Source organism: Arthrobacter sp. efr-133-TYG-118 (assembly GCF_030209755.1).
Taxonomy (GTDB): Bacteria; Actinomycetota; Actinomycetes; order Actinomycetales; family Micrococcaceae; genus Arthrobacter.
In genome coordinates this window covers 72,635-96,718 of sequence record NZ_JARVRH010000003.1, presented here as the reverse complement: position 1 = coordinate 96,718, position 24,084 = coordinate 72,635, and the positions used below count along the sequence as shown (strand labels likewise).

Here is a 24,084-nt window from a genome sequence, read left to right as displayed (position 1 = left end):
TGTTTGCCACGCGAAAGCCCTGAGATGACGCGACTCGCCGTGTCGCAACCGCTTTCCGAAACGAAAGAAGGTCAGGACGGCGCGCCGCCCTCCCCTAAGAACCGCGGGAGGGCGGCGAGTTCGAAGATAATCTGCCAGTGGCCGTATCTGCCCGGCGCCTATTTGTGCCTATGCTGGGCGCATGGGGAGCGACTCATTGACGACGCCGGATGTGCGGCGCCTCCTCGCGGCATTGGCAAACGCCCAAGCCCGGAAGGTCTTCGCTGAGATCAGCGTTGGCGGAACCCCGGGCAGCTCCCTTTCACCGGCGAAACTCGCACGGGCGCTCACGCTTCTCAACCAAGCGGGGCTGGTCGAGAAGGTTGAGTCCGAAGGCAGCTTCCGCTTCCGCATTCGCGAGCATGTCTTCCGGGACGCGCTGGCGAGCCTCTCGTCGGCGCCCAGCCCGTCCGGCGTCGAGCGCTTCTTGACCTCGGAGGGCCGCATTGATCGCTATCCGGCGAGGGAGGCAGACCGACTCGAGGTTCTCGCTTGGGTGGCGACGCGCGTCCTCGAGATCAGCGAGCGGGTGGCGGAACGGGAGCTTAACGAACGCCTCGCCCGGTTTACTGGAGACGTGCCAATGCTCCGGCGGTATCTCGTGGACTCGAGCATCATGGGCCGAACGTCGGACGGCTCGGCGTACTGGCTGGCCCTCAAAGAAGACAGACTCTAGTCTCCGCGCGGCTAAACATCCCTGGCATTCGCCAGAACGGGAAGCTTGCCCCGGACTTCTTCCACAACAGACGGATCGATGTCGACGATGGCGAGTTCCGGCTTTTCTCCTAGGGCGGCGACTACGACACCCAGTGGCGAGATCACAGCACTGTGCCCGATGCCTGTGGGCGCCGTGCCTGCGGAGGGGAGGCCGACGCTCGCGGGATCGCCTTGGCCGCACGCCACGACGAAGGTGGTGCTGTCCACTGCGCGGGCCCGCACCAGCAGCTCCCACTGCCCGGCTTTGCCTTCGCCGGCGCCCCATGAGGCGCAGACGATGTTGACCTGCGCTCCTGCCCGGGCGTTGGCGGTGAAGAGGGCGGGGAAACGAACGTCGTAACATGTGGCGAGGCCAAACACGGTGCCGTTGAGTTCGAAGGTTACAGGTGACGTGCCGGCTTCGACCGAATCAGACTCCGCGAAGCCGAAGGCATCAAAGAGGTGGATCTTGTCGTAGGACGAGTCCATCCCGGGGCCGGTGACCAAAAGGGTGTTCCGGACCCGTCCGCCTTCTCCGGGAGTGAACATTCCCGCGACGACGGCGATGCCCAGCTCCCGTGCAAGGCTGCGGACCGCTGTGGCCCACGGTCCGTCCAGGGGTTCGGCGATGTCGGCCAGGCTGTTGCCGAAGGCGCGCATCGCTGCTTCAGGAAAGACCACGAGTTCGGCTCCAGCGACTTTGGCGCGGGTGGCGTATTCTCGGATCAGTTCCAGGTTGGCGGCCACATTGGCTCCCGTGATGATTTGTGCCACGGCTAAACGCATGAATTTACTCCAGATTGTTGTATACATGATGTATGCGAAAAAGTTCGGGGACTGCGGCGTCCGGCCGCGAGAAGGCATACGCGTACCTGCGTGAAAATATCCTGATCGACCCCGAAGTCCAGGGGAAGTTCCTGAATGAGCAGGAATTGGCCGCGGAAATCGGCGTATCGCGTACGCCAGTGCGTGAGGCACTTTTGCTGCTGGTCTCGGACGGCTTGGTGGAACTGATTCCCCAGCGCGGAGCATACGTTCCTCCAGTAACCGGACGGGAAATGTCCGAATTGATGGAACTGCGCGGAATCCTCGAAAGCCACGCCGCCCGGCTGGTCATCGAGCAAGGCCGGGTTCCCGCCGGGACTATGCAGGAAACCCTCGACCAGCAGGCAAAGCTTCCCGAGGAACTGAGCCCGGAAGCGGCCCGTGAGTTTATCCGCCTGGACACCCTGTTCCACCAGCAGCTCATCGACGCGGCGGGCAACGAGCTCATTTCCCGGACGTACAGCAAGCTCCACGTCCGGCAAATTTTGGTGGGAGTCTCCGCGCTGTTCCGCACCGGAGGCCGGCGCGAGCAGGTGTGCGCCGAACACCAGGACATACTGGACGCCCTGGTGTCCGGCGACGCGGGGAAGGCACAGAAAGCCATAGACCATCATCTGGCCGTGACGCGAGACATCCTGCTCCGGACCTGACGCGGTTTTCGTCCGCCCAGCGCAGCTCGCGAAGATCCTTGAACTCAAAATAATCCGGACGGCCAGCGTCAGCGCGTTTCCGCGACGGCCGACTGTCCGCTTGCTGCCGCAGATCCTTCGAGCAGCAGGCGGTAGTCCTCATCCTCCACGGTGTTGGAGTCCCGGCCGAGCGCCAACCCCACTATGGTGACGACGGAGGCCACGGCCACATAGATGGCAACCGGAATCCAGGTGCCGAACTTGGACAACAGCAGGGTGAACATCAAAGGCGCAATGGCGCCCCCGATCACGCCGGCAAAGGTGTAGGCCAGCGAACTTCCCGTGGACCGCAGCCTTGGGGAGAACTGCTCCACGATGAAGGCGGCCTGCGGTCCGTACATGAAGGAGTGCGCCATGAGGCCCAGGACAATTCCAGCAATCAGCAGCGGCTCGCTGTGCCCGCCCAGGATGCCGAAGAAGATGAAAGTCCACACAGCTCCTACCACTGCCGCGATCACGTAGACGAGGCGCCGGTTGAAACGGTCGGAGACTGCACCGGCCAGCGGGATCATGAACAGCTGGAACGCCGAGCCGATCAACACGGCAGTGAGGACCTGGCTGCGGTCATAGCCGAGGGCCTGGATTCCGTAGCTCAGGGTGAAGACAGTGAACAGGGCGTAGAGCACGTCCGGGCCAACCCGGCACAGGGTGGCAGCGACGAGCGGCCGGAGTTCCTTGCTGAAGACCTCACGGACCGGAGCGTTGGGCTGTTCGCCATGCGCCTCGATGGCCTTGAAAATAGGGGTATCTTCAAGCTTCAGCCGGATCCAAAGACCGAACCCGACCAACACGGCCGAGACCAGGAATGCGATGCGCCAGCCGAAGCTGATGAACTGCGCTTCGCTGAGGCTAACGGTCAGTACGGCCAGCGTTCCGTTGGCCAGGAGGTTGCCGGCCGGCGGCCCGACTTGGGCCGCGGAGGCCCAGAAGCCGCGCCGATGGGGATCACCGTATTCGCTGGAAAGCAGCACCGCGCCGCCCCATTCGCCACCAACGCCAACGCCCTGCGCGAAGCGCAGCAATACCAAAATGATCGGGGCCGAGATGCCGATGCTGCCGTAACCAGGTAGCACCCCGATCAGCACGGTGGCGACGCCGATGATCATCAGCGTTGTCACCAGGACCTTCTTGCGGCCGATGCGGTCACCGAGCCGGCCGAAAATGATGCCGCCCACGGGACGGGACACGTAGCCCACCGCGTAGGTGGAGAACGCCAGGATGGTCCCGGTCAAGGGATCCGATGACGGGAAAAAGACAATGGGGAATACAACGGCGGCCGCGGCCGAGTAGACGGCAAAGTCGTACCACTCGAGCGCGGTGCCGGTGAGGCTTGCGGCAAAAGCCTTGTACAGGCCTTTCGGATGCATCGGCTTTACTGGACGCGGCGTTGCGCCGGAAGCCGGAACTGGGACTTTGGCCATGGGTTTCCTCCACGAGAAGTTTACGGTGACGCCTGCCACACTGGCGTTAAATGTATACATTACGCATACTGGTTGTACATTGGCGACTGTTTCCGGTTTCCGATTTGAAAAATTTCTCCAGCAGGACACGTAAAGGATGGACAGAAAATGACGACTCTGAGCTTTGAACTTCCCGATGGCACTTCGAGGAGCGTCCAGGTCAAGCACCTCCTGAATGCCGGCTACGCGGGGCGCGAGCAGGAAGAAGTGCAGGCCCACATCGCCGAGCTGGCCGAGCTCGGCATTCCCGGCCCCGCAACCACGCCGGCGCTGTACCCCGTGTCGCCGTACCTGGCCCAGCAGGTCTCGGAAGTCCGCGTCCAACACGGCCGTACCTCGGGTGAAGCGGAATGGGCGCTGGTGATCACTGATGAAGACGTGCTCCTGACGGTGGCCTGCGACCACACGGATCGCGAGCTTGAGGTCCACGGCGTAGCTTGGAGCAAGAACGCCAGCCCGGACGTGTTGGGACGCAAAGCCTGGCGCCTGGATGATGTGCGCGACCATTTGGACACCATCACGCTCAAGGGCTGGGTAGGCGTCGGCGAAACTCCGGACACCCTTATCCAGGACAGTTCGCTGGAGGCGCTCCTCAGCCCGGACTACTGGCTGGCGGTCCTCGAAGAACGCGGCCTGAACCAGCCGGGCACGGTCCTCATTTCAGGCACGGTGGCAATGAAACATGGGGTTGACCAGTTTGCCCGCAGCTGGAGGGTGGAAATGACGGATCCGACGACCGGCACGTCGGTGGACGCCCAGTATGTCGTGGAGCAGATGGCGGAGCCTATCGGCTGAGTCCGGCCCTGCCGTTGTTTCGGCCGAACTTCCATTGTGGGCGTTCGGGACCGGGCATACGCTGGGAGAGGCACAAGCGGTCGGCACTACTACCGCGTTGAGAGGGCGCTGCATGGACTCCAATTCCATCACCGACACCTTCCACCGGCCCCTGAGGGACCTGCGGATTTCCGTCACGGACCGATGCAATTTCCGTTGCGTCTACTGCATGCCCAAGGAAATCTTCGGGCGGGATTTCGCTTTCATGCCCCGGGACCAGCTGCTGACGTTTGAGGAAATCACCAGGCTGGCGTCGATCGCGGTGGGGCACGGGGTGCGGAAGATCCGGCTGACCGGAGGGGAACCCTTGCTGCGGAAGGACATCGAGGAACTGGTCAGGATGCTGGCCCGGCTGCGCACTCCTGACGGGCTGGCTCCGGACCTCGCCATGACCACGAACGGCTCGGTCCTGGCGCAGAAGGCGGAAGTCCTCAAGGATGCCGGGCTGAACCGGGTGACGGTTTCGCTGGACTCCCTCCGGGAGGAGACCTTCCAGGCCATGAACGACGTCGGCTATCCCGTGGCGAAGGTCCTGCACGCCGCGGACGTTGCCCAGGCCGCCGGACTGGGGCCGGTGAAGATCAACATGGTGGTCAAGCGCGGTACGAACGACCAGGACATTCTTCCCATGGCGAGCCATTTCAAGGGATCCGGGTTCATTCTGCGGTTCATCGAGTACATGGACGTGGGTGCCTCCAACGGCTGGAAAATGGATGAAGTGGTGCCCTCAGCCGAGATCCTGGCCCGCATCGGCGCGGTGTTCCCGCTGGAGCCCGTGGCGCCCAACTACCCCGGCGAGACCTCGGATCGCTGGCGCTACGCGGACGGCAGCGGCGAAATCGGAGTCATTTCCAGCGTGACCCAGGCCTTTTGCCGCGGATGCACGAGGGCCCGGCTCTCCGCCGACGGGAAGCTGTTCACGTGCCTCTTCGCCACAGCCGGCACTGACCTTAGGGCACTCCTGAGAGGCGGCGCGTCCGACGTCGAGCTTTCGACGGCGTTGTCCGCCCTGTGGGGCGGCCGCACCGACCGCTACTCGGAACTGCGCGGTGCCCGCACCCCTCTAGACAGGGCCCACACCCCTCAAGACCCCGCCGCGCCACACAAGATCGAAATGTCGTACATCGGCGGGTAGCCCAAGCAGACCGCAGCCGGGCCAGTGACCCTATGCTGGTGCCATGACGCAGACGTCGATCAGCTCCGCCGCAGCGCTGGCCGAAATGCTTGCCGCCACCGGCTACCTCGCCGACGACGGCCTGGCCACCATCGGCTACCTGGCCCTGAGCATGGAACGGCCGCTGCTTCTGGAGGGCGAACCGGGCACTGGCAAGACCTCCCTCGCCGAGGCCCTGGCGGAAGGGTTCGGGCTGCCGCTGATCCGATTGCAGTGCTATGAGGGAATCGACGCCTCGCAGGCGCTGTATGACTGGGACTTCACCGCCCAGATCCTGCACCTGCGCAGCGTGGAGGCCAGCGGCGGCGCGGGAATGGGCGCGGGACTGAGCGTGGCCGAGCTGGAAAGCTCGCTCTACGACAAACGGTTCCTCTTGGCCCGCCCCATCCTCAAGGCGCTCCAGCAGAGCCCGGCCGTGCTTCTGATCGACGAAATCGACCGTGCCGACGACGAGTTCGAGGCGTTCCTGCTGGAGGTGCTCTCCACCTACCAGGTCTCCATCCCGGAGTTCGGCACGGTCAAGGCCGACACCCCGCCGATCGTAGTGCTCACCTCCAACCGGACCCGCGACCTCCACGATGCGCTCAAACGCCGGTGCCTCTACCACTGGATCGACCACCCCGGGCTGGCCCGCGAAGTCGAAATTGTCCGCACCCGACTCCCCCAGGTGCCTGCGCTCCTTGCCGAGCAGGTTGTGCGCGTCGTGCAGCAGATCCGGTCCACGGACGACGTGCTCAAGCCTCCCGGGGTAGCCGAAACCCTGGACTGGGCCCGTGCGCTGCACCAGCTAGGCAGATCGGAGTTGGACCTCGCTTCGGCCGCGGCCAGCATCGGCGCGCTGTGCAAGTACCGCGAAGACACCGAACGGGTCTCGGCTGCCCTGTCCCGGATGCTCGGCTGAGCCCATGCCACCGGCAGGCCAGAGCACCCAGGGAGGCCAGAAACCAGAGTCGCACAGCGCCGAAGAGATCCTGCTGGCTTTTGCTGCCGCGGTGCGTGCGGCCGGAGTGAAAGTGACCGCGGACCGGGCACTCAGCTTCGTCGACGCGGTTGGCAGGCTCGCGCTGGACCGCCGCTCGGACGTGTTCTGGGCCGGCCGCGCCACCCTGTGCGCCTCGCCGGAGGATCTGCCCGCCTACCAGCGGACGTTTGAGGCCTGGTTCGCCGTGGAACATTCAGCTGCCCAACGCCTGGAGACTTCCGCGACGTCGGTCAGCGCCGCCGCTTTGGACAACGACGACGGCGGCACGGAATCTGGGCGGGAACAGTTGCGGGCACTCGCCAGCCGCCGGGAGTTGCTGCGGCACCGTGATGTAGCCGTCCTCGACGACGCGGAACGGGCCTTGCTGCACCGGATGTTCGATGAGCTCCCGGTACGCTTGCCCACCCGGCCGACCCGGCGCAAGCACCTCGACCGGCACGGCGACGTCGACCGCGTACGGACCCTGCGCGACCAACTGCGCCGCGGCGGGGAACCGGGGCCGCTGCGCCGCGCCAGGGCTCCGCGCAAAACCCGCCGGATGGTCTGGTTGATCGACGTTTCGGGCTCGATGGCGCCGTACGCGGACAGCCTGCTGCGCTTGGCCCACCGGGTAGTGGAAGCCGCCCCGCGCCAGGTGGAGGTGTTCACGCTGGGCACCCGGCTGACGCGTGTGACGGGAGCGCTTCGGGTTCCCGATCCGGACAATGCCCTGGCCCTCGCCGGCCGCACGGTCCCCGACTGGTCCGGCGGAACCCGGCTTGGAGAGGTGCTGCGAGCCTTCAACGACCGGTGGGGCCAGCGCGTGATGGTGCGCGGCGCCGTCGTCGTGATTGCCAGCGACGGATGGGAGCGAGGCGACCCGGTACTGCTGGGACGCCAGGCCGAACGGCTGCACCATCTGGCGAGGCGGATCATTTGGTCCAACCCGCACCGCGGCAAAGCGGGGTACGAGCCCCTGCAGCGGGGAATCAGGGCGGTGCTGCCGCACGTTGACTTCTTTATAGGGGGGCACTCAATGCAAAGTTTCGAGGAGTTGTTGGACGTGGTTGCCAATGCGTGAGGTCTTGGACGATCTGGTCGCCGCCATAGCGGCCGGCCACACAGTAGGACTCGGAACGGTGGTGCGCACCTTCCGCTCCGCACCGCGCCCCGCCGGGGCCGCCATGATGGTGGACGCCGACGGCAGCGCGGTCGGCTCGGTGTCCGGCGGGTGCGTCGAAGGAGCCCTCTACGAACTGGCCACCAAGGTGGTTGAGTCCGGGCGGCCGGTGCTCCAACGCTACGGGATCAGTGACGATGCCGCGTTCGAGGTCGGCCTGACCTGCGGTGGGATCCTGGACATTTTTGTCGAGCCGGTTTCCACGGAAATCTTCCCGGAATTGCCGCAAGTGGCGGACGACGTCGGTGCGGGCCGCCCGGTTGCCATCGTCACCGTGATCGAACACCCCGATCCGGCCTGGCTGGGCCGCCACCTGGTAGTCCGCCCTGATGGGTTCGTCGGTTCCCTGGGCAGCGAGCGTGCCGACCATGCGGTATCCGATGATGTCCAAGGCCTGCTGGCCGCAGGCCGCAACGCCACGCTCATGTACGGACCGGACGGTCAGCGGCGCGGGGAGGGCATGCGCGTTTTCGCCCTCAGTTTCGCCCCGCAGCCGCGGATGCTGGTGTTCGGTGCGATTGACTTTGCCGCCGCCGTCGCCAAGCAAGGCACCTTCCTCGGCTACCGGGTCACGGTCTGCGACGCACGCGCGGTCTTCGCAACGGCTGCCCGGTTCCCGCAGGCGGACGAGGTGGTGGTGGAATGGCCGCACCGCTACCTGCAGGCGCAAATCAGTGCCGGCCAAGTGGATGAACGCACCGTGATCTGCGTACTGACGCACGATCCGAAATTCGACGTTCCGCTGCTGGAGTTGGCGCTCCGCCACAACGTGGCCTATGTGGGGGCGATGGGATCCCGGCGCACGCACCACGACCGACTGGAACGGCTGCGCGAAGCGGGACTGACCGAGGCCGAATTGGCGAGGCTCTCCAGCCCGATCGGCCTGGACCTGGGATCCCGCACGCCCGAGGAAACAGCCGTCTCCATCGCCGCCGAAATCATTGCCTTGCACTGGGGCGGCGGCGGCGGAAGATTGAGCACGATGGAAGCGCGGATCCACCACGAACCCACAGTGGAAGCGGACCACGACGATGCGGGGTACGAACTCAAGCCAAGCTAAGGCGCTCGCCTCCTCCGAGGAGTAACCTGTGTCACATCAGGACTGGATGCCGGGCAGTGGTGCTCGTCTCCAACGCGACAGGAGATCCCAATGGCGAGTTCCAAGACGATCACCGTTGAAGTCGATGATGTGAGCTACACAGACAATGTCGAGCCACGATTGCTGCTGGTCCAATACCTGCGCGAACGGCTTGGCAAGACCGGCACATTGATCGGCTGCGACACTACTAACTGCGGCGCCTGCACCGTCCATCTGGACGGAGTCAGCGTCAAATCCTGCACCATGTTCGCGGTTCAGGCAGACGGCCACAACGTCACCACCATCGAAGGCTTGGCTCGGGACGGCAAGCTCGCCCCGCTGCAGCAAGCCTTCCACGAGTGCCATGCCCTGCAATGCGGTTTCTGCACACCCGGCATGATCATGCAATCGGCCTCCCTTCTCGCCGAAAACCCGCACCCCACCGAGAAGGAAATCCGGGACGGCCTCGAGGGGAACCTTTGCCGATGCACGGGATATCAGAACATTGTCGCCGCGGTGCAGGCCGCCGCTGACGGCACGGTTTCGGCAGACAGCACGGTGTCCGCGGACAGCGATGAAACGGAAACGGCAGGTGTGGCATGACCATCGCCGAAGTCGGTAGGGCCCGCCTCCGCAAGGAAGATGCCCACCTCATCACCGGACGCTCCAGATACACGGACAACATGACGTTGCCCGGCATGCTCCATTTGGCCATGGTCCGCAGTCCGTTCGCCCACGCGAAGATCACGTCGATCGACGCCTCCGCCGCGAAGTCTTCACCCGGCGTCGTCGCTGTGCTCACTGGAGCGGACGTGGCCGCGCAGCAGGGAAGCCTGCCCAACGCCTGGCCGATAACGCCCGAACAAAAGGCTCCAGCCCACCCGGCGATCGCCGTCGACGCCGTGGCTTTTGCCGGCGAAGTCGTTGCGTGCATCATTGCCCGCAGCGCCGCCGCAGCCCGCGACGCCGTCGAACTGGTTGATGTCAGCTATGAGGAGTTGCCTGTCGTCCTGGACCTGGAAGAGGCGTTGAAGGATGAGGTGCTGGCCCACCCGGACCTGGGCACCAACAAATCGGCAACCTGGATCTTTGACTCGGGCGAGGCCGGCACAGGCAAAGCGATCAGCGAGGCGCTCGAGGGCGCGGAAGTCCTCATTGAGCGTACGTTCTACCAGCAGCGGCTGATCCCGGCCTTCATGGAGCCTCGGTCGACGGTAGTGGACCCCACGGGTGAGCAGATCACCGTGTGGTCGGCCACCCAGATACCGCATATTCTTCGGCTCATGCTGGCGCTAACCCTGGGCATTCCGGAAAGCAAAGTCCGCGTGATCGCGCCGGACGTGGGCGGCGGCTTCGGCGGAAAACTGCAGGTGACGCCCGAGGAAGCCATCACCGTGCTTGCGGCCCGGCACACCGGCAAACCATGCAAGTACACCGAGACCCGCAGTGAATCGCTCATGGCGGCCCACCACGGTCGCGCCCAAGTGCAGAAGGTCAAGCTCTCGGCCACGAAGGAAGGGATCGTCACGGGGCTGGACGTGCATCTGCTGGCGGACATGGGCGCCTACCTGGGCCTGGTCACCTCCGGTGTCCCGATCCTCGGTGCCTTCATGTACAACTCGATCTACAAGTTCCCGGCTTACAGGTTCGAATGCACCAACCTCTTCACCAACAAGGCGTGGACCGATGCCTACCGCGGCGCAGGCCGACCGGAAGCAACCTTTGCGATCGAGCGCTTGATGGACGAACTCGCCGTCGAACTCGGCATAGATCCCCTGGAGGTGCGGAAGAAGAACTGGATCACACACGAGGAATTCCCCTTCACCACAGTGGCCGGGTTGGAATACGACAGCGGCAACTACGAGGCCGCCACCGCGAAGGCTGTGGAGCTCTTTGGCTACGACGAGCTCCGGGCCGAGCAAGCGCTGCGTCGCGAAGCCAACGATCCCGTCCAGCTCGGCATCGGCATCTCCACGTTCACCGAAATGTGCGGCCTGGCTCCGTCCCGGGTGCTTGGCGCACTCAGTTACGCGGCTGGCGGCTGGGAACACGCCCAAGTGCGGGTGCTGCCCACCGGCAACATCGAAGTAGTCACCGGCTCCTCCGCCCACGGCCAGGGCCACGAAACCGCGTGGAGCCAGCTCGTGGCCGACAGGCTGGGAGTGCCGTTCGAAAATGTCGAAGTGCTGCATGGGGACACCCAGACCTCCCAGCGGGGCCTGGACACCTACGGCTCCCGGTCACTGACTGTCGGCGGAATGGCTGTGTTGGCCGCTGCGGACAAGGTGATCGAGAAGGCCAAGGTTGTGGCAGCGCACATGATGGAAGCCAGCGAGGAGGACATCGAGTTCACGGAAGGCAAGTTCAGTGTCAAGGGCACCGATCAGTCCACGGCGCTCGGTGAAATCGCCTTCGCCGCCTTCTCCGCGCACAACCTGCCGGACGGGTTCGAGCCCAATCTGGACTCGGATGCCACCTTCGACCCGCAGAACTTCTCCTTCCCGCACGGCACCCATCTGGCCGCCATGGAGGTGGACACCGAGACCGGGCAGGTCACCATCCGCAAGTACGTTTGCGTGGACGACGTCGGGGTGGTGGTCAATCCGCTGATCGTGGAGGGCCAGGTCCACGGCGGCCTGGCGCAGGGAATCGCCCAGGCCCTCTACGAGGAAGCCGTTCACGACGACGCCGGCACCCTGGTCACGGGCTCGTTCGTGGACTACCTGGTGCCCAGTGCGCCGGATCTGCCGCACTTCACGACGGCGCGTACCGAGACCCCTTCGACCACCAACCAGTTGGGGGCCAAGGGAGTCGGCGAGGCGGGAACCATCGCCTCGACGCCCGCCATTGTCAACGGCGTGCTGGATGCGGTGCGGCACCTTGGAGTGACGGACATCAAGATGCCCTGTACGCCGTCTCGCGTGTGGGCCGCCCTCGAAGAAGCCAAGACGACCGGAGGTGTGCAATGATTCCGAGCGCATTCGATTACGCTGCTCCGGCTACGGTTGCGGAGGCGTTGGGCGTGTTGGCCGACGCCGGTGACGACGTGAAGCTGCTGGCCGGGGGTCAAAGCCTGATCCCCGTGATGAAGCTGCGCCTGGCCGACCCGGCGATGGTGGTCGACCTGGGCCGTATCGGCGAGCTGTCCGGAGTCCGCGACGACGGCGATGCACTGCTGATCGGGGCCATGACAACGCACCACCAGATAGCCACCGACCCTCTCATTGCCGAGCACGTGCCGTTGCTGGCCAAGGCCGCGGCGACGGTCGCTGATCCGCAGGTCCGCCATCGCGGCACATTCGGCGGCGCTCTTGTGCACGCCGACCCGGCGGGTGACATGCCCGCGCCGGTGCTGGCCGCGGACGCGACGTTCATCCTGGCAGGTCCGAACGGGGAACGCCGGGTGGCAGCGGCGGACTTCTTCCAGGGGTACTTCACCACCGCCGTCGACGACGGCGAGATCCTCACCCATGTTCGGGTGCCGAAGTACGCCGGTTGGGGTGCGCACTATGAGAAGTTCACCCGGGTGGCCCAGCAATGGTCCATTGTCGCGGTGGCCGCGATGGTCAGGGTTGATGGCGGCACGATCGCCGAGGTGCGGATCGGCCTGACCAACATGGCCAGCACGCCGTTGCGGGCGACCGCCGTCGAACAGGCACTCGTGGGTGCCCCGCTGACCCGGGAATCGATTGCCACCGCGAGCGCACACGCTGCCGAAGGGACCGATCCCGCGAGCGACCTCAATGGGGACGCGGCCTACCGCCGCCACCTGGCCGAGGTCCTGACCAAGCGGGCCGTCATCGCGGCCGCCGGGCTCTAGCGGAATCCGGGCGGGAGGGAGACGTGGAACTCAAACATCACTTCGTGGTTCCAAGTTCGCTGGAGGACACCTGGCATTCCTTCAACCAACTGGAAGACATCGCGCCGTGTTTCCCCGGGGCGACCCTCACGTCCGTGAGCGGCGAGCAGTTCACCGGAACGGTCAAGGTCAAGCTCGGGCCGATCGCCATGATCTACACCGGCACCGGTGAATTCCTCGAGCGCAACCAGGAGACGCACACCGTGGTCATTTCGGCCACGGGGAAGGACAAACGTGGCAACGGCACAGCGGGCGCCACGGTGACTGCAGTGCTGACTGCCGACGGCGACGGCACCTCAGTGGACGTGACCACCGACATGAACGTCACCGGGAAACCAGCCCAGTTCGGCCGGGGCGTCATCCAGGACATCTCGGACAAATTGCTGGAGCAGTTTGTCCAGTGCGTAATTGGTAAGGCGGGCGGCGGGGCTTCGCGCGATGTCGAGCCCGACGCCGGAGGCTCGGCTGCGTCTGCAGAGTCCGGGGCGGCTGCCGAGGTGACGGAGCCTGGGGAGCCGGCCGCGGGGCCTGCCGCCGCCGGGCCCCCCGCCTCGGGTCCTGCAGCGCCGGTGGCCGGGCCTCCTGCGGCGCCCGTGTCAGCGGCTGCGGCTACACCTGCGCCTGTGTCCGCGCCGTTTGCGTCGCCGGAATTGGATCTGGGCTCAGCCGTGTGGCCGGTGCTGGTGCGCCGCTTCGGCCCCGTGCTTTGCGCCGCCGCGGTCCTGGCCGTGGTGGTTTGGCTTGCCCGGCGACGTGGTAGGAACTGAGCGCGCTATTTGGGCTGTGTTGGCGCGGGCTTCGGGCGGCGCGGCGCTTGCCGCGCTCCTCGGCGTGTCGATATCATCAGGGTGGGTTATGCAGCGGCCCTAGGAACTCTTTCCGTGGAGTGACCCCATGACCCGCCGGACCCCACTCTCTTCCAAGTCTTCTTGCGTGGCTGCCCCCACGCTTGGAGCCGCGCTATGAACGCACTGCTCACCTCATGCCTGGAAGGCGAACTGGACCCGGTCCAGGGGCTTGCGAAGTTGTCCGTTGCGGAGCTCAACTTTTTGGCCGACGCCCTCTTCAGGCTGCTCGACGTCGGGAAGCCTGAGTTCGGGGTCAAGTCTTGGTACGACGCAGTCCTGGATGAGTTGGCTGCCCGCGGTGAGCGGTCCGGGCGCGGTGAGGGTCCTACGCCCGGTGGGCGGTCCGCCGTCGAGGTTTCCTCGGACTAGTCTTCCCGTGCTGCCGAGGCAAGAGGGGCGCTGGCGTCGGCTCCCCCTGGTGCTTGTCGGCCTGCCAGCTCGCGCACGACTGTCTTCAATTCCTGCCTGAACATCGACGTATCGATCGACACCTGGGCAAGAACCTCTTGTTCCGATTCGACCGCCCGCTCAAGCGCTTCCCTGCCGGCGTCGGTCAGCGAAACGACGTGCACCCGGCGGTCCTCGGAACTTCGGCGGCGGCTTACGTGGCCGTGGGCCTCGAGCCTGCTGAGGGTCTGCCCCATGGTCTGGGCCTGCACACGCACGATCTGGGCCAGCGCGGTCTGGGTGATGGGGCCGGTGGCTGAAAGAACCTCCAGCGCGATGACGCCGGCGTGGGTGAGGCCGATTGCCCTAAGATTCTCGTCCCAAGCGTGTTCCACCAACCGGGCTGCTGTAGACAGCAACCTTCCGGTGGGCCAACGCTCAATGTCCGGCATATGTCTCATTGTAGCCGTGAGGGGATTTTGTGGGGGTTGGGGGGGGTTATAGTCCTGCGACGGTCACACCCCTACACGGACGCAGCGTTCGAATTCGGTAGGCTGAGGCCAAAATTGCCTTCGATGGGGACTACCGATGTTTGGGTTGAGCCGGTGACGCCCTTGATTCGGCGGGGCGGAGCTGCTTGGTGGGGCAGAGCTTATTTCGCCATGCAGGCGATTGCCGGTTTTTCATGGTGGACCGCAGTTTTCCTGTCGCCGGTAGTGCGCGAGGCGACGCTCGGTAACCTCGACCCGGTTGCCGTTGCCGTCTTCGACATTCCTTTGTTTGTCGTGGCCTCGGCCATGGCGGCATTTGGCGTTAAGGCCGCCGCGGTAGTGAATACGGCTTGGACGGGCGTTGTCGCCGTCGCACTGGCGGTACACGCCACGATCACAACCGAAGCGGGCTGGGGCGTACTCACTATGGGCGCCGCGGCCGCAGGTTCGCTGCTCGCTCTCTGCCTTGTTTTGCTAGGGCGTGTGCCGACCGCGTGGATCGTCCGCGGTCCGTTCGCATTCCGTCCCGCGATCCCCCGCGCGACCGCGCAAACCACGTGGCCTCAACATTCGGGCAAATTGTCCTCTTTTGGGGGTTCTTCCTGGCGGTGATTCCGTTTGGGATAGCGGCTCTCGATCAGCGCTGGGCGGTGGCATTCCCGTTTCCATCGTTTGCAGCTCCTGTCGGGTTCGCGGTTCTGGTACTGGCCAGCGCCCTTGGCATCTCGGCGGCTATAGCGATGTCGACATTGGGAGATGGCACGCCGCTGCCATCGGCAATGCCCAACCATCTGGTCATCGCAGGTCCGTATCGCTGGATCCGAAATCCTGGAGGAACGATTCGGCGAAGAATTCCGGCAATACCGCGACGCCGTGCGCTGCTGGATACCTCAGGTGTCGAAGATTCCGCGCTGTCAGAAACGATGAGTTCTTCCGTGAATTCCTCCCTGATTTCTTTGGTGACTGTGATCTCACCACCAGTATGGTGATTGCATAACGCAACCACTGATCTGAGGGGACCTTCACCATGGCTGTTCGAGTTGACCTGAATATCTCGCTGGATGGTTTCGCCACGACCACCGACGCAACTCCGGAGAATCCGTTCGGATCGGATTGGGGCCGCCTGGTTGAGGCATATACGTCCACCCGCACGTTCCGCGAGCGGGTCTTGCACGACACCAGTGGAGAAGGAACGACCGGCGTTGACGACAGATACGCAGCGGCCTACTTCGAAGGGGTCGGAGCGGAGATTATGGGTGCCGGCATGTTCGGGTTCCATAACTTCCCCGACGACCCCGAGTGGAAGGGCTGGTGGGGTGACGAGCCTCCGTTCCGCGTCCCCGTGTTCGTCCTCACTCACACGCCCCGCCCTTCCATCACAATGGCCGGCGGTACGACCTTCAACTTCGTAAATGCCAGCCCGGCAGAAGTGCTTGAACAAGCGCTCAGTGCGGCGGGTGAAATGGACGTGCGTATCGGAGGGGGTCCCACCGTGGTGCGCGACTACCTCAGGGCCGGACTCGTTGATCGGCTACACGTCGCAATTACACCGATCCTGCTCGGTAGTGGGATACGGCTTTGGGACGACCTCCGGGGGCTGGAAAGCGAATACACCGTCACGTCAGAGACCGCCGAAAGCGGCATCATCCACGTCACCTTCCGCCGATAACCCTCACACGGTATGGCGGGTTCCATCTACTCGCGTTTGAGCGTGAGTGCCAGGCTGGGAACAAGGAACGACAAGAGAAAGATCGGTAGGGGGCTCTTCCCGCCGCACCGGAATCTGGCGATCTCGCCCTCGGTGACGTCGAAGGACTTGGTCCTGCTCGAATTTCGACCATTTCGGACTTGCAGGGTGTGATGTCCAGGTTCGACCGTTATGTCGATTGTCTCGTTCAGTTCGACAGTCCCGGCATGTTTCCCGTCAACTATGGCCTCGTACGTGCCGCGACGGACTTCCACCCCGATGGTCCTGTACGTCAGCTTGAGCGTTGCAGACATTCTGATCTCCTCCGGTGTCCTGAAAATGGACTTTCGGCAAGTCATCGGCGGCGAGCCGTCCGCCGTCGTACGTCTGGGCCGGTCACGTCGACCGCTACTGTTTCAGCGGCGCGAGCTGTATTTGCTTCGCAAGCGCGTAAGCGGTCGGAAGATCGCTGTCGCTTTCGACGAAGACTCGGCCAATGACAAGCGCGGAGTGGGTTGGCGAAGAAATCTGCGTCATGCCGTTTGGTACGGTTCCCTTCCAGCCGGGCCCGCTGAGGACATAGTCGCCGGCGTTGGTTCCCGTTGTGCGTTTGCCGACGTAGGCAAAGTTTGTGCTTTTCGACGGGTCGGTGAACTGCACGCTGAAGTAGCGCCCGGCCATGTCCGGTACGTGTAGGACTTGAGGCCCCTTACTCACGTCGAGCCAGCCGCCGACGTAGAGCAAATCGTCGGCTCCGGTTGCCATGAGACTCCCGTGCGACGTCGACGGCGAAGAGGTGCCGGGCACGGCGTACAGCGTGTTGACGGGGATCGGGCCCGCACCGAACCCATGCTTGAGAATCGCCCTCTTGTATCCATTGACCGTGAGTCGCGGCCAGAGGTAGATGAACGCGGGTGCGCCGAGCCCCCAGACGATGACTGCCGCTATGACGAGTGGAATGATCCCGTCCCCATTGGCGATCCGCCGGTAGATGACCCAGGCGAAGACCGCCAGAATGACAGCCGTAAGGGGACGTCCGTATTTCAAGATGAGGCGGTTCATCTCAATGCGCCCTGACAATGCGAGGCAATTGGTACGTGCCGTCGAGAATAGCCGCGCCAGGCAGATACACGCGGAACGTCAGCTTGAACTTCCCGGTTGGAATTGGCAGCCAGTTCTGCTCGTGCCCGTCCGGAGCCTCATGTTGGAGATAGATATCGACAGAACCGTCGGCGTTCTCCACGAGAGGTGAACGGTCACCGACGCTGTAGCGGTTAGTTGGATTGTCCACCATATACCCGACGGTATCGGTCGGAGTGAGCGACCAGAAGGCGTCATTCGGGGGGAGTTTCCCGGCAGGAAAATGCAGGACGTATCCATGCCCGCCGCTTAGCGTTTGCCCTGAGACATCCACCGTGGTCGTCCAATACGCGGCCTCCTCAAACACATTCACGACGGGAAGGGCTTTGGCGCAGGCGGCCCGCACGAGGACTCCGTTGCCGGGCTGGCCGCATTTGCGGATGGCACTCCAACCGTTGACAGTCGTTGTCACCGCCCTGCCCACGGCATTCATCGTGAGGATCGCCGTCAAGAACGCCAGCACGGCACCGAGAATCAGTCCTTGCACCACACCGGACTGTGAGAACCACACGAGGGCATTAGCCATAACCGCAAACTACCACCGCACTAAAGCGCATTGGTCATCTTCTTCAAGAACAGATAACCGCCAGCCGCCCGGAAATTAAGTACGCTAGCGCGCCCGCCCAGGACGACGCCGGTACCAAGCAATAAATCCCCACAGCGCGACGATCAAACATACGGCAGCGACAATCCCGCGCCACCATACAAATGGTTGCCAAAGCCCGAATATCAGCGCCCAAACAAGGAGAACGCCACTCACGTCGAGTCGTGGGGCTCGGTTCTTCATGGAGGCTCTCCTTCTTCATCTGTCTCAGTCCAGGAGCGCGAGCACCAAAGACCAACTCAATGAAGAATACTTTCCCAACAGCCCGACGTTGGACGCGGACCGCAGAGCGTCCCGCAACCGGACTCCGGCGCCCACGTCGCCGAAAGCCCCGCTTCCGGGACCAGCCCCTCGTTGCCCAAGGCAAATTCCAGTGACACTACAGTCCTGGGCGCCCATACTGGGAGCATGAGCGTCAACACCCGCCGCACAGCGGAAGGCGCCGCTGTTGCCACCCCGGCCCCCACCGCCCCCGCCTCGCCGACAGAACCTACCGCCCCGGCCACTCCAACAACCGGTCCCATCACCCGCGAAGAACTGCAACTAGCTTCGCGCAACCATGCCATGCCGTTGGAGATGCTCCGATGGCCCGTCACTCCGCTGGGCATGCACTATCTCCTGGTCCATTTCGACGTTCCCCTGATCGATCCCGTCTCGTGGCGGCTGAATATTGGCGGTCTCGTGGACCATCCGCACGAGTACACCCTGCCTGACCTCCAGCACCGCGAGCGCCGCACCCAGGCAGTCACGATGGAGTGCGCCGGCAACGGCCGCTCGCGGCTGGAACCGCGGCCTGTGAGCCAACCCTGGGACCAGGGTGGAGTGGGCACCGCCGAGTGGACCGGGACCCCGCTCGCTCCGTTGCTGTTCGACGCCGGCGTGTCACCCGACGCCGTCGAGCTCGTCTTCACAGGCGCGGACCGCGGGATCCAGGGCGGTGTGGAGCATCAGTACGCGCGCAGCCTGACGCTCGCGGAAGCGATGTCCGACGACGTCCTGCTCGCCTATGAGGTCAACGGCCAAGCCCTGCCACCGCAGCATGGCTACCCCGTCCGGCTGCTGGTCCCGGGCTGGTACGGGATGACGAGCGTCAAATGGCTGCAATCCATCGAGGCAATAGACCACAGCTTCGACGGTTACCAACAGCTTGACTCCTACCGCTATACCCAAGACGCAGACGATCCCGGCGAACCCGTCCAGCGGATCAAAGTCCGCTCCCTCATGGTTCCCCCCGGCGTTCCCGATTTCTTCACGCGGCAACGCACCGTGGACGCGGGACCGGTCCAGCTGAGCGGCCGGGCCTGGTCCGGGAAGGGAACCGTGGACAGCGTGGAAGTCTGTGTGGACGGGGTCTGGGAGCAGGGCCAACTTCAGGCCCCGACCGGCAGGCATGCGTGGCGCGGATGGACATTCACGTGGATCGCAACACCCGGTTCCCACGAGTTGGCATGCCGTGCGACGGATTCCACCGGGCAGACCCAGCCAGACACGCCGGAGTGGAACTACCAAGGCATGGGAAACAACGACATCCAACGGCTGAGTGTGACCGTCCGGGAGTAACCGGCCCGCGGGCACGCCGAAGCCGGGCCGTTGACCGTGTGCAACGGCATGAGTACTGTGAGTCCACTATCCATCCGCGCCTTGGAGGCAGCAATGGGCGGCACTTCCAAGAGCAACGCCGACTACGAGTTCCTCTCTGTCTGGCGCGTCGCGGGGACCCCGCATGAGGTCATGGATATTTTGGGCGACGCCGGAACACTGCCCCGCTGGTGGCCTTCGGTATATCTGAGGGTTGTTCCGCTGGATCCGGGAAACGCCGACGGAACGGGCAAAGCCTTCTCCCTGCACTCCAAGGGTTGGCTGCCGTACACGCTTCGCTGGAGGTTCACGGTCACCGAACCCATTACCGAGCGAGGTTTCGCGATCGCGGCGAGCGGTGACCTGCGTGGTACCGGGCGCTGGACTTTCGAACAGGACGGCCCGGAAACGGTGGTCACCTATGACTGGCGGGTCAGCACGTCGAAACCACTGCTCCGGCGGCTAAGCTGGCTGCTCAAGCCCGCTTTCGCCGCGAATCACCATTGGGCGATGGCACGCGGACAAGAAAGCCTCGCCCTGGAATTACGACGACGGCGTCCCGGCACGGACCTCTCCAAGGTCCCCCGTCCGGCGCCGCCTACGTTTGCAAGCCGATACCGCTGGCCAAGGAGCACAACGCATGCCTGACGATAACAAGGGCGAAGTCCGCTGGTTGTCGGAGCCCGAGGACCAGGACTATCCGAGCGCCGCGGACTACCTTTCCCTGCTGGAATCCGACCACGTGGTGGCCTCGGTTGTCGCGGCCCTCAAGGAGGCGCCCATCCAGCACCGCAAGGCCAAGGACATTCTCCGTGCGGCCCGCTTGGCGCTGCTCCCGGAAGATAACGCCCACGTGGCCTCGGACCTGAAGAAGATCAAGGAGGGCAAGAAGCTCTCGCCCATCCTGATGGTGCGGGGAGATCTGGCCACGGGCATGCCCGCGCAGGTGGCCGACGGCTATCACCGGGTGTGCGCAAGCTACTACACCGACGAGAACACGGACATTCCCCTGAAACTGGCTGATGCGCCCCGGTAACCACCGCAGACCAACCGCCGTGCCAATAGAAGGAGGAACGTGTCGTTCTTTCAGCTTTCGCTGATCGCCGCAGTCGCGCTCCTCGGGCCGCTCCTGGCGCTGCCCCGGAAATGGCACCTTCCCGTTGTGCTGGGACAGTTGCTGGCGGGCATCGTCATCGGACGCACGGGCTTGGGCCTGGTGGACTCTTCGGATCCCACCTTCACCTTCGTCGCCGACGTCGGGTTCGCCCTCATCATGTTCGTTGCCGGAACGCATGTCCCCGTGCGGGACAAAGCCATCCGTCCCGCCCTGGGTAGCGGCGCCCTGCGCGCCGGGATCGCCGCGGTGCTGGCCGCCGTCGTCGGAGTCGTCATCGCTTTTGCCTTCGGCACCGGACATGCTCCCCTCTACATCGTTCTGCTCGCTTCCTCCTCCGCAGCACTGGTCTTGCCGATCGTCGACTCGCTCCGGCTGACAGGGCCGAAGGTCCTGACGACGACGGCGCAAGTGGCGATCGCTGACATCGCTTGCATCGTGGCGCTTCCGTTAGCCGTTGACCCGCCTAACGCCGGCCGGGCGGCGGTGGGGGCTGCCGTCGTCGCGGCTTGCGCGCTGGTCTTGTTCTTTGTGCTTCGATGGCTGGAGAACAGTGGCAACCGCGGACGGTTGCATGACATTTCCGAGGACCGGAAGTTCGCGCTGGAACTGCGGATCCAGCTGGCCTTGCTCTTCGCGCTTTCCGGGCTGGCGGTCCTGGGCCACGTCTCGATTATGCTGGCCGGGTTCTCCTTCGGCCTGGTGGTCTCCGCGGTGGGCGAACCCCGTCGACTGGCGCACCAGCTCTTCGCCGTGAGCGATGGTTTCCTGGGGCCGGTGTTCTTCGTCTGGCTGGGGGCATCGCTTGACCTGCGGACCCTTGCCGGCAGCCCGAGAATGATTCTCCTCGGGATCTGCCTTGGTTTTGGAACGCTGCTGGTGCATGGAAGCCTCCGGGCCCTCGGGCAGCCCCTTCCGCTCGCTGTGCTGGCCTCGTCCCAATTGGGAGTACCGGTTGCCGCCGCCACCATCGGATCCCAATTGCATTTGCTGGAACCGGGCGAAGCCGCCGCCATGATCCTCGGCGCCCTCATCAGTATCGGGGCAAGTACCATCGCGGGTTCGAGGGCGGCACGCAGCTTTTCGGAAGCCGCACCGGGTTCGGCAGACGAAGCGCCAAAGAGCGGGGGGCCAGCGAGCAAAGGCGAAGCCGGCAAAGGCCCGGCAGGCAAGCCCTCCGAAGACGGTCCCGCGGTAACCGCCTGATCCCCCAAGCCCACGGCATGACGTCCGGTATTCTCAGGTCCATGCCGTGCCAGGGGAAAAAGCAAACTATTTGTGTTGGAGCCACGGAAGTGGGCTCCAATGGCTGATGTGTTCATGTACGTAGATGAGACTGGCAATTTGGACTTCGACGGGGCCTCCAAAGGCTCCGCAGCCAGCATCTACTTCGGATTCGGTTCCGCGGTCTTCCGGGAAGATCACGGACACCATCTTTGGGATGGACTGACGCTCCGAGCACGGCTCGAAGGCGAAGGAACCCAATTGGCCAGGGGCTTCCACGCGAAAAATGACCGGCATGCCGTTCGGAACGAAGTCTTTGCCGCAATCCACCGGCAGAAACCTCGAATTGACACTACTTTTCTCTGTAAAGCGAATGCTTATGATGCAGTCCGCGCCCGAGGGCAGATGGAGTTGTACAAGCTGGCTTGGCGGCTGCACCTCAGCGAAATCGCGAAGCAAGTGTCCACCCGTGAAGATACCCTCTACGTCATCGCCGGCACTTTTGGCACGAACAAACGCAGCGAACTCGCGCGGGAATCGCTCCGTGAAGTCTGCAATGCCCAGGACCGGAACATCATCCTGGGCGTTTGGGAATCTTCATCGTCATGGGGGCTTCAAGTCGCCGACGACGCGCTTTGGGCTGTCCAGCGACGTCTGGAAGAGCGTGAATGCTCGTGGTTCGAGCCGATAGTCCAGCCGCAGTTGAAGTCTTACTTTTTTCCTTGGGGCCGGGCAAGATCAAGGCCAGCTATCCAGGAAACCCCGGAAGACATCCCATGGACGTCTTGTCACCGACCATAATAAGTCTATCTGAGATCAACAAGAAGAAACACTTACGGGCCTGAGACTCGACGGTAGTAATGCGCTCGGAACGAAGGAGTGGCTATGAGCCGGAAAACGAAAAAGCCAAAGGCCCGCGGCGGGCATCTCAAGGCAGTGCCTTCGGCCCCCAAAATGCCCTTGCAGTTGGTCCTCAACCATCGCGTCGTCGACTCCTTCACCCCGGATTTCGTTCACTGGTACGAAAGATTCAGTGACGCCGAAGACGCCCTTCAGTGCTTGGCAATAGTCAAACTCTTCATCACGGCAAGCCACGCGATCAGCGAAGAAAGCTCCGCAACCAGCTTCGACCCCGACAGCCTGGATGATGCAGCCCTTGCCCTTGCCGGCATGCTTGACGAGTCAGACAGCGGTGAGGCGCTTGTCGAGATCTTCGACTACTTGCACCTTTACGCTGAATTCCTCTTTGAAACGGGCCGCTGGTCGGGGACCGAGGAGGACTACTTCGTCGTCCATATGCTCCTCAGCGAAGAAGCTGCCGGGGAAATGGATCTTCCTGGCGACATCCCGGAGCTCTCCGACGAAGAGCAGGACCGGGCGTTCCAGGAACTGCCCGTTCTCCAGTTGACCGGACGTTTGCTGGAGTGGCTCGGAGCCGGAAAGGACGTCACCAGCACTGGCGTGCTCCGGCTGAAAGACATTGAAGGTGCTGCCGGAGCGGTAGGAGTGAAAGCCAGAGGGAAAAAGACCGGGAAAGGGCCTCTCTCGGAGGGCGAAGGCGCGGCCGAAGCCGATCCGGAGTCATTTGAAGTCGGCTCCATGCACGAAGTTCCCGTGCTGCGTGAAATCTGGGCCGCGCTGGTGGACATCGATGGCCTGTCGATCGGGTCAACACGTGCCGCACCCGGCGCGGCCGTCGAATCGTGGAACTCACTGGACCTAGATTCGAGGCTTCAGATACGGCGTGAGTTCCTCACGGTATTCCTTGCCAGTGCAGTGATGGATTCCGGCAGCATGTGGGAGGAAGGTCCCCGGGATAATGCAACCCTGGCCAGGGTCCTACTGACGGGAGCCACTGGAGAGCCCGTCAGCGTGGACGAACTAAAGAGTGCGGAAGCGAACGAATCGGCGGACGAGGTCCTGCGCGCGTTCGAGGCGATGCGGGCACGCCGCGAACTGACCACCCTCGCCGATCTTGGCCTCGTCGAGGCGGACACCCACTACACCGTTCCACCGGCGGTCATCCAGTGTGTGATCCCGGCGCTCGCCCTGGTTCTTGCCATGGAAGACGATTTCGAACCTGGCCCGGTCCACTCTGGCTAGCAGAACCCCGTCACACGACCCATCCGACAGCTAACCAGCCACGAACCACCGGTAGAATGACCGGGTTGACCAGCCGGAACTCGACGGTCAACCACCGCTTGAACGCTACCGAG

General features: G+C 64.0%; 27 protein-coding genes. 21 read left to right on the top strand and 6 right to left on the bottom strand.

The features are described 5' to 3' along the window. The first annotated feature begins 181 nt into the window (after positions 1-181). Positions 182-715 (top strand): DUF2087 domain-containing protein, encoded by a 534-nt coding sequence (locus QRN59_RS02420; RefSeq protein WP_284980919.1) that lies wholly within the window; start codon positions 182-184, stop codon positions 713-715. 11 nt (positions 716-726) lie between these two features. Here QRN59_RS02420 and QRN59_RS02415 read toward each other — a convergent pair whose 3' ends face one another. Then, positions 727-1,521, bottom strand: coding sequence for a carbon-nitrogen hydrolase family protein (locus tag QRN59_RS02415; protein WP_284980918.1), 795 nt, complete (start codon positions 1,519-1,521; stop codon positions 727-729). A 32-nt stretch (positions 1,522-1,553) separates the two neighbouring features. Between QRN59_RS02415 and QRN59_RS02410 the strand changes: the two genes are divergently transcribed. After that, positions 1,554-2,210 (top strand): GntR family transcriptional regulator, encoded by a 657-nt coding sequence (locus QRN59_RS02410; protein WP_284980917.1) that lies wholly within the window; start codon positions 1,554-1,556, stop codon positions 2,208-2,210. Between the two features lie 68 nt (positions 2,211-2,278). Here the strand turns inward: QRN59_RS02410 and QRN59_RS02405 are convergent, their stop codons facing one another. Next, positions 2,279-3,670: an MFS transporter gene (locus QRN59_RS02405; RefSeq protein WP_284980916.1), complete on the bottom strand. Its 1,392-nt coding sequence runs from the start codon at positions 3,668-3,670 to the stop codon at positions 2,279-2,281. A gap of 147 nt (positions 3,671-3,817) precedes the next feature. On the opposite strand from QRN59_RS02405, the gene QRN59_RS02400 reads away from it, so the two are divergent. The 10 genes from QRN59_RS02400 to QRN59_RS02355 all read left to right on the top strand — a co-directional run bounded on the left by QRN59_RS02400 (position 3,818) and on the right by QRN59_RS02355 (position 14,012). Continuing rightward, the gene (locus tag QRN59_RS02400) at positions 3,818-4,504 is read left to right on the top strand and encodes a DUF2848 domain-containing protein (RefSeq protein ID WP_284980915.1); all 687 of its coding nucleotides are present in this window, start codon (positions 3,818-3,820) and stop codon (positions 4,502-4,504) included. 112 nt (positions 4,505-4,616) lie between these two features. Continuing rightward, positions 4,617-5,678 (top strand): GTP 3',8-cyclase MoaA, encoded by a 1,062-nt coding sequence (moaA, locus tag QRN59_RS02395; RefSeq protein WP_284980914.1) that lies wholly within the window; start codon positions 4,617-4,619, stop codon positions 5,676-5,678. Between the two features lie 43 nt (positions 5,679-5,721). Further along, positions 5,722-6,618, top strand: coding sequence for an AAA family ATPase (locus tag QRN59_RS02390; protein WP_284980913.1), 897 nt, complete (start codon positions 5,722-5,724; stop codon positions 6,616-6,618). A gap of 4 nt (positions 6,619-6,622) precedes the next feature. After that, positions 6,623-7,759, top strand: coding sequence for a vWA domain-containing protein (locus tag QRN59_RS02385; RefSeq protein WP_284980912.1), 1,137 nt, complete (start codon positions 6,623-6,625; stop codon positions 7,757-7,759). Then, positions 7,752-8,918: an XdhC family protein gene (locus tag QRN59_RS02380; protein ID WP_284980911.1), complete on the top strand. Its 1,167-nt coding sequence runs from the start codon at positions 7,752-7,754 to the stop codon at positions 8,916-8,918. Before QRN59_RS02385 ends, QRN59_RS02380 begins: the two co-directional genes overlap by 8 nt. 90 nt (positions 8,919-9,008) lie before the next feature. Beyond that, complete coding sequence (locus QRN59_RS02375; RefSeq protein WP_284980910.1) at positions 9,009-9,539, top strand: (2Fe-2S)-binding protein; 531 nt, start codon at positions 9,009-9,011, stop codon at positions 9,537-9,539. Further along, positions 9,536-11,905, top strand: a complete 2,370-nt coding sequence (locus tag QRN59_RS02370) for a xanthine dehydrogenase family protein molybdopterin-binding subunit (RefSeq protein ID WP_284980909.1) — start codon at positions 9,536-9,538, stop codon at positions 11,903-11,905. The genes QRN59_RS02375 and QRN59_RS02370 overlap by 4 nt, the downstream gene beginning before the upstream one ends. Beyond that, positions 11,902-12,756, top strand: a complete 855-nt coding sequence (locus QRN59_RS02365) for an FAD binding domain-containing protein (protein WP_284980908.1) — start codon at positions 11,902-11,904, stop codon at positions 12,754-12,756. The genes QRN59_RS02370 and QRN59_RS02365 overlap by 4 nt, the downstream gene beginning before the upstream one ends. A 23-nt stretch (positions 12,757-12,779) precedes the next feature. Beyond that, positions 12,780-13,562: an SRPBCC family protein gene (locus QRN59_RS02360; RefSeq protein WP_284980907.1), complete on the top strand. Its 783-nt coding sequence runs from the start codon at positions 12,780-12,782 to the stop codon at positions 13,560-13,562. Positions 13,563-13,757: 195 nt separating this feature from the next. Further along, positions 13,758-14,012: a hypothetical protein gene (locus QRN59_RS02355; protein WP_284980906.1), complete on the top strand. Its 255-nt coding sequence runs from the start codon at positions 13,758-13,760 to the stop codon at positions 14,010-14,012. Here the strand turns inward: QRN59_RS02355 and QRN59_RS02350 are convergent. Next, positions 14,009-14,482, bottom strand: coding sequence for a MarR family winged helix-turn-helix transcriptional regulator (locus tag QRN59_RS02350; RefSeq protein ID WP_284980905.1), 474 nt, complete (start codon positions 14,480-14,482; stop codon positions 14,009-14,011). The two genes, QRN59_RS02355 and QRN59_RS02350, sit on opposite strands and share 4 nt — an antisense overlap. 123 nt (positions 14,483-14,605) lie before the next feature. Here QRN59_RS02350 and QRN59_RS24505 point away from each other — a divergent pair, with 123 nt between their 5' ends. The 3 genes from QRN59_RS24505 to QRN59_RS02340 are packed head-to-tail and all read left to right on the top strand — an operon-like array spanning position 14,606 to position 16,190. Beyond that, positions 14,606-15,133: a hypothetical protein gene (locus tag QRN59_RS24505; protein ID WP_350225212.1), complete on the top strand. Its 528-nt coding sequence runs from the start codon at positions 14,606-14,608 to the stop codon at positions 15,131-15,133. Next, positions 15,079-15,510 (top strand): hypothetical protein, encoded by a 432-nt coding sequence (locus QRN59_RS24500; RefSeq protein ID WP_350225211.1) that lies wholly within the window; start codon positions 15,079-15,081, stop codon positions 15,508-15,510. Before QRN59_RS24505 ends, QRN59_RS24500 begins: the two co-directional genes overlap by 55 nt. Positions 15,511-15,548: 38 nt before the next feature. Continuing rightward, positions 15,549-16,190, top strand: a complete 642-nt coding sequence (locus QRN59_RS02340) for a dihydrofolate reductase family protein (RefSeq protein ID WP_284980904.1) — start codon at positions 15,549-15,551, stop codon at positions 16,188-16,190. A 26-nt stretch (positions 16,191-16,216) separates the two neighbouring features. Here the strand turns inward: QRN59_RS02340 and QRN59_RS02335 are convergent, their stop codons facing one another. The 3 genes from QRN59_RS02335 to QRN59_RS02325 form a co-directional block, all read right to left on the bottom strand. Next, positions 16,217-16,522: a hypothetical protein gene (locus QRN59_RS02335; protein ID WP_284980903.1), complete on the bottom strand. Its 306-nt coding sequence runs from the start codon at positions 16,520-16,522 to the stop codon at positions 16,217-16,219. Between the two features lie 94 nt (positions 16,523-16,616). Next, positions 16,617-17,270: a DUF1254 domain-containing protein gene (locus tag QRN59_RS02330; protein WP_284980902.1), complete on the bottom strand. Its 654-nt coding sequence runs from the start codon at positions 17,268-17,270 to the stop codon at positions 16,617-16,619. 1 nt (position 17,271) lies between these two features. After that, positions 17,272-17,874 carry a DUF1214 domain-containing protein gene (locus QRN59_RS02325; RefSeq protein ID WP_284980901.1) on the bottom strand — a complete coding sequence of 201 codons (603 nt, stop codon included), beginning with the start codon at positions 17,872-17,874 and terminating at the stop codon, positions 17,272-17,274. Positions 17,875-18,360: 486 nt separating this feature from the next. On the opposite strand from QRN59_RS02325, the gene QRN59_RS02320 reads away from it, so the two are divergent. From QRN59_RS02320 to QRN59_RS02295, 6 genes are all read left to right on the top strand, one after another. Continuing rightward, a complete protein-coding gene (locus QRN59_RS02320) occupies positions 18,361-19,512 on the top strand; it encodes a sulfite oxidase (protein ID WP_284980900.1) in 1,152 nt (383 codons plus the stop codon). Positions 19,513-19,605: 93 nt separating this feature from the next. Then, a complete protein-coding gene (locus QRN59_RS02315; protein WP_284980899.1) occupies positions 19,606-20,178 on the top strand; it encodes an SRPBCC family protein in 573 nt (190 codons plus the stop codon). Beyond that, the gene (locus tag QRN59_RS02310) at positions 20,171-20,566 is read left to right on the top strand and encodes a hypothetical protein (protein ID WP_284980898.1); all 396 of its coding nucleotides are present in this window, start codon (positions 20,171-20,173) and stop codon (positions 20,564-20,566) included. The genes QRN59_RS02315 and QRN59_RS02310 overlap by 8 nt, the downstream gene beginning before the upstream one ends. 39 nt (positions 20,567-20,605) lie before the next feature. After that, entirely contained in the window at positions 20,606-21,850 is a 1,245-nt protein-coding gene (locus QRN59_RS02305; RefSeq protein WP_284980897.1) for a cation:proton antiporter, read from the top strand. A gap of 99 nt (positions 21,851-21,949) precedes the next feature. Continuing rightward, positions 21,950-22,669 carry a DUF3800 domain-containing protein gene (locus QRN59_RS02300; protein ID WP_350225210.1) on the top strand — a complete coding sequence of 240 codons (720 nt, stop codon included), beginning with the start codon at positions 21,950-21,952 and terminating at the stop codon, positions 22,667-22,669. Between the two features lie 84 nt (positions 22,670-22,753). Next, entirely contained in the window at positions 22,754-23,971 is a 1,218-nt protein-coding gene (locus QRN59_RS02295) for a hypothetical protein (protein WP_284980896.1), read from the top strand. The last annotated feature ends 113 nt before the right edge of the window (positions 23,972-24,084 follow it).

Bases quoted from the DNA above. Each gene is read 5' to 3' on its own strand.
- QRN59_RS02420 (WP_284980919.1), top strand. From the start codon at position 182: ATGGGGAGCGACTCATTGACGACGCCGGATGTGCGGCGCCTCCTCGCG.
- QRN59_RS02415 (WP_284980918.1), bottom strand. From the start codon at position 1,521: ATGCGTTTAGCCGTGGCACAAATCATCACGGGAGCCAATGTGGCCGCC.
- QRN59_RS02410 (WP_284980917.1), top strand. From the start codon at position 1,554: ATGCGAAAAAGTTCGGGGACTGCGGCGTCCGGCCGCGAGAAGGCATAC.
- QRN59_RS02405 (WP_284980916.1), bottom strand. From the start codon at position 3,670: ATGGCCAAAGTCCCAGTTCCGGCTTCCGGCGCAACGCCGCGTCCAGTA.
- QRN59_RS02400 (WP_284980915.1), top strand. From the start codon at position 3,818: ATGACGACTCTGAGCTTTGAACTTCCCGATGGCACTTCGAGGAGCGTC.
- moaA (WP_284980914.1), top strand. From the start codon at position 4,617: ATGGACTCCAATTCCATCACCGACACCTTCCACCGGCCCCTGAGGGAC.
- QRN59_RS02390 (WP_284980913.1), top strand. From the start codon at position 5,722: ATGACGCAGACGTCGATCAGCTCCGCCGCAGCGCTGGCCGAAATGCTT.
- QRN59_RS02385 (WP_284980912.1), top strand. From the start codon at position 6,623: ATGCCACCGGCAGGCCAGAGCACCCAGGGAGGCCAGAAACCAGAGTCG.
- QRN59_RS02380 (WP_284980911.1), top strand. From the start codon at position 7,752: ATGCGTGAGGTCTTGGACGATCTGGTCGCCGCCATAGCGGCCGGCCAC.
- QRN59_RS02375 (WP_284980910.1), top strand. From the start codon at position 9,009: ATGGCGAGTTCCAAGACGATCACCGTTGAAGTCGATGATGTGAGCTAC.
- QRN59_RS02370 (WP_284980909.1), top strand. From the start codon at position 9,536: ATGACCATCGCCGAAGTCGGTAGGGCCCGCCTCCGCAAGGAAGATGCC.
- QRN59_RS02365 (WP_284980908.1), top strand. From the start codon at position 11,902: ATGATTCCGAGCGCATTCGATTACGCTGCTCCGGCTACGGTTGCGGAG.
- QRN59_RS02355 (WP_284980906.1), top strand. From the start codon at position 13,758: ATGAACGCACTGCTCACCTCATGCCTGGAAGGCGAACTGGACCCGGTC.
- QRN59_RS02350 (WP_284980905.1), bottom strand. From the start codon at position 14,482: ATGCCGGACATTGAGCGTTGGCCCACCGGAAGGTTGCTGTCTACAGCA.
- QRN59_RS24505 (WP_350225212.1), top strand. From the start codon at position 14,606: ATGGGGACTACCGATGTTTGGGTTGAGCCGGTGACGCCCTTGATTCGG.
- QRN59_RS02340 (WP_284980904.1), top strand. From the start codon at position 15,549: ATGGCTGTTCGAGTTGACCTGAATATCTCGCTGGATGGTTTCGCCACG.
- QRN59_RS02335 (WP_284980903.1), bottom strand. From the start codon at position 16,522: ATGTCTGCAACGCTCAAGCTGACGTACAGGACCATCGGGGTGGAAGTC.
- QRN59_RS02330 (WP_284980902.1), bottom strand. From the start codon at position 17,270: ATGAACCGCCTCATCTTGAAATACGGACGTCCCCTTACGGCTGTCATT.
- QRN59_RS02325 (WP_284980901.1), bottom strand. From the start codon at position 17,874: ATGGCTAATGCCCTCGTGTGGTTCTCACAGTCCGGTGTGGTGCAAGGA.
- QRN59_RS02320 (WP_284980900.1), top strand. From the start codon at position 18,361: ATGAGCGTCAACACCCGCCGCACAGCGGAAGGCGCCGCTGTTGCCACC.
- QRN59_RS02315 (WP_284980899.1), top strand. From the start codon at position 19,606: ATGGGCGGCACTTCCAAGAGCAACGCCGACTACGAGTTCCTCTCTGTC.
- QRN59_RS02310 (WP_284980898.1), top strand. From the start codon at position 20,171: ATGCCTGACGATAACAAGGGCGAAGTCCGCTGGTTGTCGGAGCCCGAG.
- QRN59_RS02300 (WP_350225210.1), top strand. From the start codon at position 21,950: ATGGCTGATGTGTTCATGTACGTAGATGAGACTGGCAATTTGGACTTC.
- QRN59_RS02295 (WP_284980896.1), top strand. From the start codon at position 22,754: ATGAGCCGGAAAACGAAAAAGCCAAAGGCCCGCGGCGGGCATCTCAAG.